At 32.7% G+C, this 15,629-nt stretch carries 14 protein-coding genes; 11 read left to right on the top strand and 3 right to left on the bottom strand.

Going from position 1 to position 15,629, the window contains the following annotated elements:
- Positions 1-88 precede the first annotated feature (88 nt).
- From KQA_RS0217520 to KQA_RS0217475, 10 genes are all read left to right on the top strand, one after another.
- Positions 89-733: a hypothetical protein gene (locus KQA_RS0217520; protein ID WP_010182907.1), complete on the top strand. Its 645-nt coding sequence runs from the start codon at positions 89-91 to the stop codon at positions 731-733.
- A gap of 84 nt (positions 734-817) precedes the next feature.
- On the top strand, positions 818-1,243 hold the full coding sequence (locus tag KQA_RS0217515) for an META domain-containing protein (RefSeq protein ID WP_157366763.1): 426 nt from the start codon (positions 818-820) through the stop codon (positions 1,241-1,243).
- 2 nt (positions 1,244-1,245) lie between these two features.
- Positions 1,246-3,090, top strand: coding sequence for a 3-coathanger stack domain-containing protein (locus KQA_RS19730; protein ID WP_010182905.1), 1,845 nt, complete (start codon positions 1,246-1,248; stop codon positions 3,088-3,090).
- Positions 3,091-3,126: 36 nt separating this feature from the next.
- Complete coding sequence (locus tag KQA_RS0217505; RefSeq protein WP_010182904.1) at positions 3,127-4,629, top strand: lipopolysaccharide biosynthesis protein; 1,503 nt, start codon at positions 3,127-3,129, stop codon at positions 4,627-4,629.
- Between the two features lie 90 nt (positions 4,630-4,719).
- Positions 4,720-5,154, top strand: a complete 435-nt coding sequence (gene dut, locus KQA_RS0217500; protein ID WP_010182903.1) for a dUTP diphosphatase — start codon at positions 4,720-4,722, stop codon at positions 5,152-5,154.
- Between the two features lie 59 nt (positions 5,155-5,213).
- Positions 5,214-6,221 (top strand): sugar phosphate nucleotidyltransferase, encoded by a 1,008-nt coding sequence (locus tag KQA_RS0217495; RefSeq protein WP_010182902.1) that lies wholly within the window; start codon positions 5,214-5,216, stop codon positions 6,219-6,221.
- A complete protein-coding gene (locus KQA_RS0217490) occupies positions 6,222-7,586 on the top strand; it encodes a tetratricopeptide repeat protein (RefSeq protein ID WP_010182901.1) in 1,365 nt (454 codons plus the stop codon).
- The gene (locus KQA_RS0217485; protein ID WP_010182900.1) at positions 7,564-8,361 is read left to right on the top strand and encodes a DUF4292 domain-containing protein; all 798 of its coding nucleotides are present in this window, start codon (positions 7,564-7,566) and stop codon (positions 8,359-8,361) included. Before KQA_RS0217490 ends, KQA_RS0217485 begins: the two co-directional genes overlap by 23 nt.
- Before the next feature lie 3 nt (positions 8,362-8,364).
- Complete coding sequence (locus tag KQA_RS0217480; protein WP_010182899.1) at positions 8,365-9,579, top strand: murein hydrolase activator EnvC family protein; 1,215 nt, start codon at positions 8,365-8,367, stop codon at positions 9,577-9,579.
- Positions 9,580-9,657: 78 nt separating this feature from the next.
- Positions 9,658-11,304, top strand: a complete 1,647-nt coding sequence (locus KQA_RS0217475) for a MutS-related protein (RefSeq protein WP_010182898.1) — start codon at positions 9,658-9,660, stop codon at positions 11,302-11,304.
- Positions 11,305-11,404: 100 nt separating this feature from the next.
- On the opposite strand, the gene KQA_RS0217470 is transcribed toward KQA_RS0217475, so the two are convergent.
- Together KQA_RS0217470 and KQA_RS0217465 are read right to left on the bottom strand one after the other, a co-directional pair.
- Positions 11,405-11,914 carry an acyl-CoA thioesterase gene (locus KQA_RS0217470; protein WP_010182896.1) on the bottom strand — a complete coding sequence of 170 codons (510 nt, stop codon included), beginning with the start codon at positions 11,912-11,914 and terminating at the stop codon, positions 11,405-11,407.
- A gap of 77 nt (positions 11,915-11,991) precedes the next feature.
- Positions 11,992-12,957, bottom strand: coding sequence for an HU domain-containing protein (locus KQA_RS0217465; protein WP_029209655.1), 966 nt, complete (start codon positions 12,955-12,957; stop codon positions 11,992-11,994).
- A gap of 199 nt (positions 12,958-13,156) precedes the next feature.
- Between KQA_RS0217465 and dprA the strand changes: the two genes are divergently transcribed.
- A complete protein-coding gene (dprA, locus tag KQA_RS0217460) occupies positions 13,157-14,257 on the top strand; it encodes a DNA-processing protein DprA (protein WP_029209654.1) in 1,101 nt (366 codons plus the stop codon).
- A 56-nt stretch (positions 14,258-14,313) separates the two neighbouring features.
- On the opposite strand, the gene KQA_RS0217455 is transcribed toward dprA, so the two are convergent.
- Positions 14,314-15,306: an NAD(P)H-dependent glycerol-3-phosphate dehydrogenase gene (locus KQA_RS0217455; protein ID WP_010182893.1), complete on the bottom strand. Its 993-nt coding sequence runs from the start codon at positions 15,304-15,306 to the stop codon at positions 14,314-14,316.
- Positions 15,307-15,629 lie beyond the last annotated feature (323 nt).

The raw sequence follows: 15,629 nt of genomic DNA, 5'->3' as shown, positions 1-15,629 counted from the left end.
TACTAGCAATCACCATTATATTAATGCTTTTATGCGAAAATATTAAATTAAAATCGTATAAATCATTAACAATTTAAATTTCAACACAATGAGAACAAAAATTTTAGTATTCAGTCTTTTTTTATCTAGCTTTTTCGGGTATTCACAATTTGATGAATTTACTCATATTATTCTTAAAGGATTTACGCTATTTCAACCTGAAGCAAGTGCTACCGGAAGCTTTAGTACAGGTATGCTTTTTTATGATGGGGAAACAAGACCTAAGTTTTATATCGGGAATGGAGCAGCTAATTCAGATATTACGGCATTAAACATACAACAATTAGGTGGAGAAAGTAGAATGACTTTAAGAGAAGATACAATTGAGTTTCAAGGAAAAATAGGTATAGGTACTGATGATCCTCAGAACGAACTTTCAGTTAATGGTACCATTTGGGCGCAGGAGGTAATTGTTAGTTTAGAAGATGGGGCAGATTGGGTTTTTGAAGACGATTATAACTTAAAGCCATTAGCAGAAGTGGAAGCTTTTATAAAAAGAAACAAGCATTTGCCCGAAATGCCATCGGCTGATGATTTTAGAGCTAATGATATGAAAGTATCAGAAATGACAAACAGGTTATTGCAGAAAATTGAGGAACTTACCTTGTACACTATTGAACAGGAAAAAAAGTTAGAAGAGCTCGAAGTATTGAAAGCTCGTTTAGCTAAGTTGGAAGCTTTGTTAGTTAAGTAATTTATAGATAAACAAATTTTAAAACAATAAGTTATGACCAAATTTTTTTAAGTGTTTGTTACTTATGTAATTAAAAATATGAAAATGATAAACTTACTTATATTAATTACTACATTTTTTCAGTTAGGCTGTGAAGAAGATAAAATTGAAAATAAAAGATTGATAGGAAAGTGGGAATTAATCGAAATTAAAGAAAAAATTAATCTAGACAAATGGGATATTTTGTTTTCCAACGATGCAAACTGTTCTATAGAGTTGCAATTTTTAAATACAAACAAGTTTAATGCTAAAACTTGTAGAAACCAATTCAATGGCAATTATGAACTGGGAAATTCTAATCTAACAACGATTGAAATCTCAAATTTAGGTGGCACTAAAGTCAACGAAGATTCGTGGGGTAATAAATTCATCGAACTCTTACCTAATTCAAAATCTTACAATATTAAATTAGATACTCTCTTCATAAAGAGTAGTGACTTTATTCTCACATTAACACTCAAAAATCAATAAATATGATACGATTTTTTGCTTTTTTACTTATACTTTTATCGTATAGTAATAGCCTGTTGGCACAAATAGCTCGAAATGAAAGACCCCATACTTTTTATGAAAAAAATATCAGTGACAATGTAGAGGTAATTGAAATATCACCAATCAATTCAGCTCAACTTTTGGCGGAAGATGAAAAAGAAAAAGATCTGCCTTGGAGGTTCGGGAAGGATATTGACGTGAATATAAATCTATTAAATTCAGGAACTTGGCTGACTTTACCAAATGGAGATAGAATTTGGAGACTTAAAATCCATTCTAAAAACGCATATTCCATTAACTTGATATATGATTCTTTTTTTCTTCCAGAAAATGGAACTTTTCATCTTTATAATGAAGCAAAGAATCATGTAATAGGTGCTTTCACAAATGAAAACAATAAATCAAATGGGAAGTTTGCAACTGGTGTTGTAAAAGGAGATTTATGTGTGTTAGAATATTTTGAACCACATAACCAATCAGGGAAAGGTGTTATAAACATTTCTAAAGTTGTGCATGCCTATAAGGATATCTTCAATAAAGTAGATAAAGTATTTGGTTCATCTGGTTCATGCAATAATAATGTTAACTGCGCAGTTGGGGACGATTGGCAAGATGAGAAAAAAAGCGTGGCAATGATTTTAACCAGTAGTAATTCTAGGATTTGTACAGGAGCTCTTATTAACAATGTCAAGGAAGACAAGACACCCTACTTTTTAACTGCAAATCATTGTTTTAATAGTACAACCGATACTGAAAATTGGATTTTTATGTTTAATTATGAGAGCCCAGACTGTTCAAATACCGATGGGTTTACGAGTCAAACCATATCAGGGTGTGCAGTAAAGGCTAGAAATGCAGACTCTGATTTTCTACTTGTTGAGCTTTCTTCAGTTCCACCCGAAAGCTATAATGTCTATTACGCAGGCTGGTCAAGGGCAAATTCTGCTTCTTCAAATTCTACTGGTATTCATCACCCAAGAGGAGACATTAAGAAAATATCATTTGATAATCATGCATCCGTATCATCTGACTATGATCCTCGACCTTATCTTCCTAATTCCCATTGGGAAATAGCGGAATGGGATGATGGTACAACTGAACCTGGATCTTCGGGGTCTCCATTGTTTGATCAAAATAGTAGAATAATAGGACAGTTGCATGGGGGTTGGGCTTCATGTAGAAGCTCTACTGCTGATTTTTATGGAAAATTGTCAATGTCATGGGATAGAGGAACCTCACCTGGTACACGTTTAAAGGACTGGCTTGACCCCAATAATACGGGCGTAGTTACTTTAAATGGAACTTCCCCTAATACCCTATGTCCTGAGAGTTTGTCAATAAATACTCCTATAACTTCTACTATAGAATTTCGAGCTAACTATATAACCGCTTCAAATATTATTAGTAGAGGAGCTAATGTAAGTTATAATTCAGGTGAAAAAGTTAGGTTAAAACCAGGGTTTAAAGCGGCAAATGGATCGTCATTTAGAGCTTATATTGATGGTTGTGGAAGTAGTACTAGTAGCCTTGCAGCAAAACAGTTAACTGAAAATACAGAAATTATTAGCACTGCTTTAGTAGATGAATCAATAGGCGTTACAATTTATCCAAATCCAGCAAGTAGGTTTATTACTTTGTCGAGTGAAAAATTAATTTCATCATGGGAATTAATGGATATAAATGGAAAGCTTGTAATGAGTGATAAAAGTAATAATGAGGTTTCTCAAACTAAAATTGATTTAGTGGGTCTAGAATCTAATTTATATATTTTAAAAACTACATTCTCAGATAACTCATTTTCGATTACTAAATTGATTAAAAACTAACTGTTTATAACGTAAAAGTTTTCAAAAGCTATCAATTTGATAGCTTTTGTTGTTTTTATTCCCCCCAATTATTTCACTACATTTACTCCATACAAACAAGCAACATTGAGTATTTTCAAAACCCTTTTTAAGGACACCTTTATTTACGGATTAGCCATGGTATTACCCAAATTGGTTAATCTTCTTTTGAATGGATTGTATACCGATGTGTTACAAACCAGTCAATATTCCGAAATTACCAGTTTTTATGTGTACGCAGGTTTTATAAACGTGATACTTACTTACGGAATGGAAACCGCCTTTTTTCGATTTTATAATAAGTCCGAAAATAAAAAAGTGGTATATACTACAGCATTGATAAGCTTATTAGTATCATTACTAGTATTTGTAGGTATTGTTTTTGTTTTTAAAAATGAAATTGCTTTGTGGTGTAAAGTAAGTGTACCTGTGCTTTTAATGTTAATAGGTTTAGTAGCTTTTGATATTTTGGTAGTTATTCCATTTGCTTATTACCGTATTAAGGGAAAAGCAGTAGCCTATGCTGGTATTCGAGTATTTACATTAGTGATAGTTAATGGATTGCTCAATTTATTCTTTTTAAAATGGGTAGATAGCTACCAGATTTCATTACCCAATTTGCTAGTATTTGAGGCTAAAGAAAGTTATGTGTTTTTAGCCAATTTTATAGCCAATGCCTTAATGGTCGTACTGGTTTTTCCTAATTATTTTAGGTTTCCCTGGAAGTTTGACAAAGCTATTTTTAAACAAATGCAGCAGTATGGATTGCCTATTTTGGTAGCAGGAGTTGCTTTTTTGGTTATCGAAAATATTGATAAGTTGATTATGCGTGACATGTTAGGTAAGGATGTCATGGGAGCCTACAGTGCCTGTTATAAATTTGGTGTGTTTTTAATGCTTTTTATACAGGCATTCCGTATGGGGATCGAGCCTTTCTTTTTTAGTCAAGCCGATAAAACGGATGCCAAAGCTAGTTATGCCGTGGTGCTTAAATTTTTTGTCATTTTTGCTTCTTTAGGTATTTTAGTAGTACTTACTTTTCAGGAGTTGTTTACCAAAATTATTATTAAGGATGCCAGTTATTTAACAGCCATAAAGATTGTACCCATAATTTTAGTAGCCAATTGGTGTTTGGGCGTATATCAAAGTTTATCCGTTTGGTATAAAGTAACCGATAATACCAAATATGGTATGTATTTCACCATTTTTGGAGCCGTAGTAACCTTATTGATCAATTATATTTTAATTCCAAAAATAGGATTTATGGCTGCTGCCTATGCTACTTTAGTAGCCTATGCAGGTATGATGTTACTCTCCTATTTTTTTGGGCAGCGTTTTTACAAAATACCCTATAATGTGCCTCAATTGCTTTTGTATTTAGGAGTGGCGCTTGGGTTAAGTTGGTTAAGTTTGAATGTATTACCACAAGCTTTTTTCGTTAAAGTAATCCTAATACTTTTATATTTAATGATAATCATTACTTTTGAAAAAAATAGTATCAAACGTTTGTTAAAGCGTTGATTTAATATAGTATAAAGTAATGTAGCTTTTAAAAAATTTACAATAGCGTAAATTTAAAAGTACTTTTTTAAAGAAAAATTAAATTTTTGCATGAAAATTGATATAGTAAACACTTCAGGGCATGCATTGCCTAGTTATGAAACCTTGCTATCCGCAGGAATGGATTTACGAGCGGTAACCAATACCCCTATAAAATTAGAGCCCTTAGCGCGTGTAATAGTAAAAACGGGATTGTTTATGGCATTACCTGCTGGGTATGAAGCGCAGGTAAGGCCACGTAGTGGGTTAGCCGCTAAAAAAGGAATAACGGTTTTAAATGCCCCAGGCACTATCGATGCGGATTACCGAGGTGAAGTAGGTGTAATTTTAGTCAATTTATCAAAAGATGAGTTTACTATTGAAAATGGAGATCGAATCGCTCAAATGGTGATTGCTAAATACGAAAGAGCCGAATGGAATGCCGTTACCGAATTATCAGAAACCTCTCGCGGAAGTGGAGGCTTTGGAAGTACAGGAGTAAAATAAATAAAAATTAGAATAAAAGACACCTATATATTTAGTTAAAATATTAAAAACCAACCAAAATGAAAATCATAGTACCCATGGCTGGACGTGGTTCACGTTTACGCCCACATACTTTAACCGTGCCTAAACCATTAATTCCTATAGCAGGAAAACCAATTGTGCAGCGTTTAGTAGAAGATATTGCAAAAGTAGTTAATGAGCCTATTGATGAGGTTGCTTTTGTAACCGATCGTTCTTTTGGAGTGGAGCAGCAATTAACTAATATTGCAAAAAGTTTAGGGGCTAAAGCTTCGGTATATTATCAAGATGAACCTTTAGGTACAGGTCATGCCATTATGTGTGCTAAAGCATCACTATCTGGTCCATGTATAGTAGCATATGCCGATACACTTTTTAAAGCAGATTTTGAGTTGGATCCTAATGCCGACGCTGTTATTTGGGTAAAACAAGTGGAGCAACCGGAGCAATATGGAGTAGTAAAATTAAATGACGCTAATGAAATTGTTGAGCTGGTAGAAAAACCAAAAGAAAAGGTATCGGACCTAGCGGTAATTGGTATTTATTACTTTAAAAGTGGTGAGGCGTTAAAAGAGTCCTTACAAAAAGTATTGGATGCTAACTTAATGCATGGAGGCGAATACCAAATTAATGATGGTATTAAAGGCCTTATGGCACAAGGCAAAATATTTAAAACCGGTAAGGTAAATGAGTGGATGGATTGCGGAAATAAAACCGTAACCGTCGAAACTAATTCCAAAATGCTTAACTTTATTCACCAAGATGGTGAAGAGCATTTAGTGTGCAAAACAGTAAGTTTAGAAAATTCTGAAATAATCGCACCTTGTTATATTGGAAGTAATGTTAAATTAGTGAACACCAAGGTAGGTCCTAATGTTTCTATTGGTAATGATTGTGAGTTAATTGATGTTACTATTAACAATAGTTTGGTACAAAATGAAACACGAATTGAAAACGCGGTGTTAACCGATTCAATGATTGGAAATAAAGTACGTTACAATGGAAAATACACCAAAATAAGTATAGGTGATTATTCACATTTCGAATAAATGAAAAAATTAAAGTCGATATATAGTATACTGTGTAGTTTTTTTTGTGGAGCTTTTATGCTTGCGCAAGAAGGACCGCAGCAGGATATATCGACTTTAAATAATATTTCTAATGTAACTGAAGCATTTGAAGATGCATTTTACAGTGCGCTTAGTTACCGATTAATAGAAAAAAATCAAAAAGCCATTGATGCTATTGATGAATGTTTAAAAATCGATAATACAAAACCCATTTTGTATTATGAAAAGGCTAAAAATTATTTTGAATTAAAGGCTTATGATTTAGCACAGGATAATTTAGAAATTGCTTTGGAAAAAATGCCTAAAAATGAGGTGCTTCTAACCAATTTACAAAACATCTATTTTGTGCAGCAAAAGTATGATAAAACAATTGCAACCTTACGCAAATTAGTAGAAATCAATCCAAAGTACAAAAAGTCGTTGGCACAAGCATACGTATATACCGAACAATATGGAAAATCTTTAGAAGTATTATCTTCATACGAAAGTGCTTTTGGATATGATACATCGGTGGAAAATCTACGTAACAGAATATATACGGTGTCAAAGGATAAAACAGATGTAATTATCCATTTAGAAAAAGCCTTAGATAAAAACCCACAGAATGAAAATGCTTATGTAAAGTTGATCGAGGTTTATAAAGGATTAAGTAAGCATAAAGAAGCTTCAAAGGTATTAGTGCGTTTTAAAAAAGCTATGCCAAATTCGCCATTAATGGATTACCTTACTTTCAGAGATTATTTATACGTTAATGATACGGAAAAGGCCACCGAGATCATGAAAAAATTAACGAGTAATAACAATATTTCGGATAGCTTAAAAAGTAAAGTATTGGATGATTATCGTACCTATGGTAAACAAAATCCCAATTTTACAGCCGATTTAAATAACATGGAATCTTCTACGCTAAGTGAAGAAGAAAACATGAAATTTTTTATGGAACTTTCTGCCTTTCAATTAGCACAGGGATCTACCGAAAGTTTATTAAAAGTATATGAAGAAAATTTAAATATTGATTCCAATAATTTTAATCTAATAAAAGATACCTTACCATTGTTATTATACTATGGTAAAAATAAAAAAGCAAAATCCTTAGTAACTTCAGCCATCGAAAAATATCCGGCACAACCCTTTTTATATCTTATTAATGGGCATTTGTTAGCTAAAGAAGCAGATCACAAAAAAGCGATTAATTCGTATATGGACGGATTAGATTATATTGTGGACAATCCAGAGTACGAGCGTGCGTTATATTTAAAAATGGCCGTTTCTTATGAGGCATTAGGCGCTCTAGATAAAGCCAAAAAATACCAATCCAAAGGTGAAAAAATATTTATTGAGTAAGCATTCATTTTATCAAATAGTATATAGCGTACTGTTCCTTTTTTTAGTTTCGTGTAAAACAACCAAAGTAGCCAATGGAGCTTTGGTAAAAAAGAATACCCCGACAAAGCAGTTAATTAGTCTTCATAAAGCGGCGGATTTTGATTTTAATACCCTTCAAGCACGTTTAAGAGTAAATTTTGACGATGGTAAAAAATCCGTAGCACCAAGCATTTCATTACGTATGGAAAAGGATGCCAAAATATGGATGAGCATAAAAGTGTTCGGCTTTAGTATGGGAAAGGCCTATATTACCCCCGATCGTGTTTCTTTTTATGTGAAGCTAAATAAAACCTATTTTGATGGAGATTTTAAAGCACTTTCACAATTTTTAGGCACCGAAGTGAATTTTAAAAAAGTACAAAATATACTAACTGGCCAAAGTATTTTGGATTTAAAAGCTAAAAAATACAAATCTAATTGGGAAACTCCAGACAAGTTTGTGCTCACACCCAAAAAGGATGATGAAGCTTATAATTTTATACTAAAGCTTTTTCAGAAAAATATGAGAGTGGCTAATTATAAGCTTACGCAAGAAGAAAAAAAGGTAAGTGTTAATTATTTAAATTACCAAGTGGTTGACAAGCAGTTTTTTCCTGAAAGCATCGAGTTTTTAGCCTCAAAACCTTCAAAGGAAGTTAGATTAAACGTTGATTTTAAAGGAGTGCAAAAGAATACGGATTTGGTTTTTCCATATGAAATACCCGAAGGATATAAAAAAATCGCTTGGCCATAATACATGAATAAATTGAAACACATACTTATAGGTTTAGTATTTTTTGTTGCCAATTTGGTTTGTGCTCAACAAAGTCAAGAGCAATTAGAGCAGGAACGTAAATCCTTGCAATCCAAAATAGCTTCAATTGCGAAATTAAAGGCTAAAAGTCAGCAAAAAGAAAAATCATTACTAGAGCAAGTCAATGCATTGTCGCGTCAGGTAACTGCTTTAAATCGTTTGGTAAAGTTGACTAATAGACAAGCTAATTACCTTAACCGAAAAATTAAAGAGAATACAACAGAAATAGATAATTTAACCACAGAATTAGCCGATTTAAAGGAGGACTATGCCAAAATGATACAGAAGTCCTATAAAAGTAAATCAAGTCAAAATAGAGTTATGTTTTTGCTTTCTTCGGAAAGTTTTTTACAGGCATATAAGCGTATCAGTTATATGCAACAGTACACCAAGTTTCGAAAAAAGCAAGGGGCTTTAATTGAAACCAAAACAGAGCAACTCAAAAAGCTGAATGTACAGCTTTTAGATCAACGCAAACAAAAAGAAAAATTAGTTGTTGAAAACCGAAAGACTAAGAAAAACTTAGAAAAGGAACGTTTAGAACAACAAAAGTTAATTGCCCAAATAAATAGTGATCAAGCCACTTATGCTAAGCAGATAAGAGCACAGCAAAAAAAGGCAAAATCGATTGATCGAAAAATTGAAAAATTAATAAAAGAAGCCATTGCAAGGGCAAATAAAAAGGCAGGTGTAAAAAAGAATACAAAGACGTTCACTTTAACAGCAGAATCAAAAAAGTTAGCCACAAACTTTACGGCCAACCGAGGAAAATTACCTTGGCCAGTGATTAAGGGGGATGTTATAAAACCTTTTGGTAGGCAACGCCACCCAGTATTAAAAAACATTGAAATTAATAACAGTGGAGTAGATATTGAAACCGAAGAAAATCAAGTAGCACGAGCTATTTTTGACGGGGAAGTTTCCACGGTGCAAGCCATTAAAGGAGCAGGTAAATTAGTGCAAATACGTCACGGTAATTTTATTACCACGTATTATAATATTGATCAAATTTCGGTAGCAGAAGGGGATAAGGTAAGTACCAAACAAGCCATAGGGAAGGTGCATACCAATTCAAATACGGGACGTTCTATTATTAAATTTTCCATTTACCAAGGATCTAAATTTTTAAACCCGCAAAAATGGATTTATAAAATGTAGTTATTATGATTTTAATCCAAATTATTATGGGTTAACTATTTTGTGGTCTAAGGGAAAAATATCATATTTATTCTACCTATGATAACATACGTTCTATTTCAACTGCAAAAGCACTATGCTCAAATTACTACGAGTAAAAAACAACGAATTGAAAAAAGATTAAAAGCCTCATTTGGGACTATCAAGGAGGATGATTTTGATTTTAATCTCATAGAAAAATACTTCAGGAATAAAGATAATTCCAAAGCTTATCAAGTATTGTCGGATCGAACGTGTAATGATTTAGATATTGACGACTTATTTGCATTTATTGATCGGACACATTCAAAAGTTGGTCAGCAATATCTTTATCATAAACTTAGAACAATAACTATAAATAAAGAACAGACCGAATTAGATGAAATTATCATTGATGAATTGTTAAAGAATGAATCCTTAAGAATTTCACTTCAAAAGCAAATTAAAAAACTAAATAAAAGAGATGCTTTTAATATAGGAATGCTATTTCAGGAGGCGCACATACTTCCTCCAAAGTGGTTTTTTATGGTAAAAATTTTATCTTTTGCCAGTATATTATCGGGAATACTCTCTTTTTTTGAACCTTTCTTTTTTATCATTTCAATTGGAATTTTTTGTGTAAATTTTGTAGTTCATTTTTGGAATAAAAAAAACTTATTTCAATATGTGAGTTCGATACCACAACTTATTAACCTTAATGATTTAGCAGCCTACCTATCTTCAAATTCATTATTAAAAAAAATAAACCCAAATGTATTAACATCAATTAAGTTGGTGAATACAATAAAAAACAGGAGTTTATTTTTCAAATTCGAAGCTACACTTCAGAGTGATACAGCGATGTTATTTTGGTTGCTTTTTGAAATTTTTAAAGTGTTATTTCTACTAGAACCATTATTGTTGTTTGGAATTTTAAAAAGAGTAGATACTAAAAGAACAGAAATCGAAGCTGTTTTTTCCTTTGTGGGACACGTTGATATGTTATTGTCTATAGCTTCATTAAGGAGTGGTTTGGATAGCTATTGTTTACCAACTATACATGATGCTAATCACATTACAGCTACAGAAATTAAGCATCCCTTAATTTTTAATTGTAAAGCTAATAGCGTTACTATTGCGAAAAAATCGGTATTACTTACTGGATCAAACATGTCAGGGAAAACATCGTTTATTCGTGCCATAGGTGTAAATATCATAACCGGTTTAACAATTAATACATGTTTTGCAGAGTCATTAAGTTTTCCTGTTCTAACTATATTTTCGGCTATTAGAATAAGTGATGATTTGTTAAATGACAAAAGCTACTATTTTCAAGAAGTTTTAACTATTAAGGAGATGATTTCTGAAAGTTATAGTAATAAAAGAAGCCTTTTTCTTTTAGATGAATTATTTAAAGGAACCAATACTGTGGAACGAATTTCTGCGGGTAAAGCCATTTTGTCTACCTTAACTAAAAACAATAATATTGTACTAGTGTCTACTCATGATATTGAATTGACAGATATGCTTTTAAATGAATATGAATTGTATCATTTTAGTGAAACATTAAGTGATACAACTAAGAGTGTAGGTTTTGATTATAAGTTAAAGACAGGGAAACTCAAAAATCGGAATGCCATAAAAATTTTAGAAATTAATGATTATCCTAAAGAGATAATTAATGAGGCAATAGCAATTTCGAAAACATTAGATGAAACTTATGTGTAACCTTTGCTAAATTTAACCATAACTATGCTAAAATCAAGAAAACACATGATTTTATTAAAATTTCAATACTCATAACGAAGTTCTAAATCATAATGCGGTTTTAAAAAAATAACGCCTTCAATTCCGTAGCTTCATCCGCTTGCATGCGACCTGCTAATACTAAACTTAATTGTTTTCTGCGTAAAGCGGCAACAAAATTTTCTTTCTCTTTTTCGGTTTCTGGAATAATTTCGGGTACGGGAACTGGTTTTTTGTTTTCATCAACAGCAACAAAGGTGTAAATGCCTTGATTAGCTTTGGTTTTTAGGCCTGTTTTAGGGTTTTCGACAACTACATCTATAATTACCTCCATGGAGGTCTTAAAAGCCCGTGAAACCTTAGCCGATACGTTGACCACGCTATCCAATGGGATCGGGTAATTAAAAGATACATGGTTGACCGATGCAGTTACTACAATTTCATTACAATGCCTTCGGGCAGAAATACTTGCGGCTCTATCCATTCGAGCTAATAATTCGCCGCCAAACATATGGTTTAGTGAATTGGTTTCGCTAGGGAGTACAATATCTGTTAATAAGGTATATGAGGCAGTAGGATGTTTAGGTTTCATTCTATAAAAATATAAAACGCATTTGTTTAATCAAACAAATGCGTTTTATATTAATTGTAATTGCTTTTACAAAGCCTTTATTTTTGAACTAACAACCAAGCGCTTCTGTTTTCGTGGCGCTTAATTGAATTTAATGTATTAATCGCTTCGTTTTTGGTGGCATGACTGCTATAAATTACTTGGTGTAACCCATAGTTGTTTTTTCCAATGTAACTAGGTGAAAATCCTTTGCGCTTTAATTGGGCTATTTTTTTATTTACATTTTCAAATTCTCTAAAAGCACCAGCAACAATGTGGTATTTTTTAAAGGATTCAATGTCTACCGAGTTATCTTCTGTAAACTGCTTTACTTTAACAGATATGCTTGGTAAAGGGTTCGGAATATCTAAAACAAATGAAGCACTTTGTATTTCCTCTTTAATTAACTCTTCGGCTTCAATGGCTTCGACTACATTATGCTGAATAATATGGTTTTTGTATGAGTTTAAACCAACACCACTTAGCACAAGCGCAATAGCTGCAGCAGCTGCATATTTAACAAACACAGATTTTTTGCGTTTTTCGGGAGTAAATGCTATTGGCGCTTTTTCTTCCAAAATTTGTACTTCTTCTTTTAAAGTTTCGCGTAAAACGGTATCTGATTTTAAGGTGGCTAATCCAAAAGCTTCAGGTAAATAGTTCGATGTATGTAAAGGTTCAAAAACAAGGTTGTTTTCAAAATTGACATTAAAAAATCCAATATCCGAAAAAGTTAATCTTCCCTTTTTTTCTAATTCAGCATTAACTTGTTGTACAAAAGACTGAATTTTTTCTAATGCCTTATCGTAACTTACTTGTTCACTGCTTACAATGTAGTTGGCTAGCAATCCGTCGTTACTAATAATTTGTTGATTAAAAGAAATCTGCTTTTGCGGAGGATACATTAAATGTTTATCGTCGGAAAAATGTGCCGCAGCACGTTTGGTTAAAAAGGCACCAAAATCCGGTACAATTACACAATCGTATCGGTATAATAAATCGCAGATGTAATTTGTTATTGTCATTATTACAAAAGTATAAAAGAACCTGTTTTTAAAAAACTCTTTATCCAATACTTATTAACAAGATTGAATTTTTTATTTATATTGCTTGATATCAATAGGTTGTTTTGGGTTTCGCTTAGGCTAGAAGGTATAACTATTTTAAGCGAACTTACCACAAATAAGAGCCTAGGTTGTTGATTTATTGAATTTTGATTTACTTATGACTGAACTTCAGGCTTTACTGTGCTTGCAGCATGTTCCAAATTTAGGAGATGCTTCTATTAAAAAAATGATTCAAATTGTAGGAAGCGCTGAAGGTGTTTTAAAAGAAAAAAAGTCGAATCTGTTAAAAATAGATGGAATAGGCGAGGCAAGGGTGGCGTCACTTTATGACGAAAGTCATGTAAAAGCAGCGGAAAAAGAATTAATTTTTGTTGAGCATAACAAAATTAAGCTGACATCATACATGGATTCGGAATACCCTGCTCATCTCGCTCAATGTGTCGATGGACCTATAGTACTTTTTGGATCGGGAACCATTGATTTAAAAAATAAATTGGTTTTAAGTATTGTAGGGACACGAAAAATAACACGATACGGAACCCAGTTTTGTGAAGATTTGGTAGCAGAGTTAGCTCCTTTTGATCCTGTAATTGTATCGGGTTTTGCCTATGGAGTTGATATTACAGCACACAAAGCAGCCGTGGCTAATAATTTACAAACGGTGGCTTGTTTGGCACATGGCTTAAATCAAATATATCCTAAAACACATAAGCAGTACATGAAATCCATGGAGGAGAATGGAGGTTTTTTTACAGATTTTTGGAGTACGGATGCTTTTAATCCTCAAAATTTTTTGAGAAGAAACCGTATCATAGCGGGCTTATCAAAGGCAACTATTGTTATCGAAAGTGCCGATAAAGGAGGTTCATTAGTTACTGCTCAAATAGCGAATTCTTACTACAGAGATGTGTTTGCTGTACCAGGAAAAACAACGGACCCTTACAGTAAAGGCTGTAATATGCTTATAAAAACCCAACAAGCACACATGCTTACGAGTATAGCGGATTTGGTGTACATTTTAAATTTAAAACAAAATGAAATAAAAGCGCAGCCACCCATTCAAAAAGAATTATTTGTTGATTTAGATGAAAATGAACAGCGGGTATATGATTTTTTACAAAAAGAAGGAAAACAGGATTTAGATAGTATAGCGCTGCATTGTAATATCCCTACATATCAATTGGCATCGATGCTGTTAAATTTAGAACTTAAAGGCGTATTAAATCCATTACCGGGGAAATTGTTTGAAGTGGCATAGAGATAAAATAATACCATTTGTTGTTCGAAATTTCCACAACTCTTAAAGTGAATTGATTAATCTAATTGATCGGTAAGTTTTTTAAAAATTTTCTTTGGATTTTTATTTTCATAAAGTACTTGGTAAACGGCATCAATAATTGGCGTTCGGGTTTTTTTGTCATTTAAGTTGTAGGCACTTTTGGTGGCATAATAACCCTCGGCAACCATATTCATTTCCATCATAGCACTTTTAACGGTGTAGCCTTTGCCAATCATATTTCCAAACATGCGGTTACGCGAAAAAATAGAGTATCCGGTAACTAATAAATCCCCTAAGTAGGCAGAATTATTTATGTTACGTTTCATTTTATGGCGTTTTTTAATAAAACGTTTCATTTCTCGGATAGCATTACTCATAAGTACACTTTGGAAATTATCACCATAACCTAAGCCATGAGCGATTCCAGCTGCTATGGAATAAATATTTTTTAGCACAGCTGCATATTCAGTACCTATAATGTCATCACTGGTAGTGCATTTGATATAATCTCCTTTTAAATGTTTGGCAACAACACAGGCTTTGTCTTTATCACTACATGCTATAGTTAAATAGGATAGTTTTTCAAGAGCAACTTCCTCGGCATGGCAAGGACCTGTAATTACGCCAATATTTTCAAACGGAATTTTATATAAGTCATGAAAATGTTCACCTACAATAAGGCTGGTTTCTGGTACAATTCCCTTTATGGCCGAAAAAATAACTTTTTTAGTAAGGTCTGTTGTTAATTTTTGCAATTCACTGTGTAAAAAAGCTGAAGGAATAGCAAAAATAATATAATCTGCTTTTTCGACTACAATGTTTATATCCGAACTAATTAAAAGTTTTTCGGGATTAAATTCTACGGAACTTAAATAGTTTGGATTGTGTTTGTGTGTTTTTATATGATCAATAGCATCTTCATTCCGCATATACCAACTTAAACTAGTTACGTTTTCGCAAAGCATTTTTACAATAGCTGTTGCCCAGCTACCTCCACCTATTACAGCAAAATGAGTAGTGTTATCCATAATTGTTGATTACGCAGCAAAAATATACAAATCGTATAATTTATACATGTTCTTTTTGAAATGAATTTGACTTTGGGGTGGGTGTCTTAATGGTCTGGGTTAAATTTTTGAAAGCTAAAGTTTTAATGTTAATTGGTTAGAATACTAGTGTAAAATTATATTTGGCATGCTCTTTGCATTGTATGAATTGTTAGTTTATGATTTAGTTAGTTATATTGTTGTGTTAAATGCCGTTTTACTCCAAGTAGAGCGGCATTTATTTTTTAAGTAAATAATCCTCGGGGCAAGCCCACGAGGCATTAAAATAATTTTAGCTGATTATC

It is taken from the genome of Aquimarina agarilytica ZC1 (assembly GCF_000255455.1).
In the GTDB taxonomy this organism is placed as follows: Bacteria; Bacteroidota; Bacteroidia; order Flavobacteriales; family Flavobacteriaceae; genus Aquimarina; species Aquimarina agarilytica.
The sequence above is the reverse complement of the archived record's forward strand: the minus strand, read 5'-3'. Positions and strand labels throughout refer to the sequence as shown.

Bases quoted from the DNA above. Each gene is read 5' to 3' on its own strand.
- KQA_RS0217520 (WP_010182907.1), top strand. From the start codon at position 89: ATGAGAACAAAAATTTTAGTATTCAGTCTTTTTTTATCTAGCTTTTTC.
- KQA_RS0217515 (WP_157366763.1), top strand. From the start codon at position 818: ATGATAAACTTACTTATATTAATTACTACATTTTTTCAGTTAGGCTGT.
- KQA_RS19730 (WP_010182905.1), top strand. From the start codon at position 1,246: ATGATACGATTTTTTGCTTTTTTACTTATACTTTTATCGTATAGTAAT.
- dut (WP_010182903.1), top strand. From the start codon at position 4,720: ATGAAAATTGATATAGTAAACACTTCAGGGCATGCATTGCCTAGTTAT.
- KQA_RS0217495 (WP_010182902.1), top strand. From the start codon at position 5,214: ATGAAAATCATAGTACCCATGGCTGGACGTGGTTCACGTTTACGCCCA.
- KQA_RS0217490 (WP_010182901.1), top strand. From the start codon at position 6,222: ATGAAAAAATTAAAGTCGATATATAGTATACTGTGTAGTTTTTTTTGT.
- KQA_RS0217480 (WP_010182899.1), top strand. From the start codon at position 8,365: ATGAATAAATTGAAACACATACTTATAGGTTTAGTATTTTTTGTTGCC.
- KQA_RS0217475 (WP_010182898.1), top strand. From the start codon at position 9,658: ATGATAACATACGTTCTATTTCAACTGCAAAAGCACTATGCTCAAATT.
- KQA_RS0217470 (WP_010182896.1), bottom strand. From the start codon at position 11,914: ATGAAACCTAAACATCCTACTGCCTCATATACCTTATTAACAGATATT.
- KQA_RS0217465 (WP_029209655.1), bottom strand. From the start codon at position 12,957: ATGACAATAACAAATTACATCTGCGATTTATTATACCGATACGATTGT.
- dprA (WP_029209654.1), top strand. From the start codon at position 13,157: ATGACTGAACTTCAGGCTTTACTGTGCTTGCAGCATGTTCCAAATTTA.
- KQA_RS0217455 (WP_010182893.1), bottom strand. From the start codon at position 15,306: ATGGATAACACTACTCATTTTGCTGTAATAGGTGGAGGTAGCTGGGCA.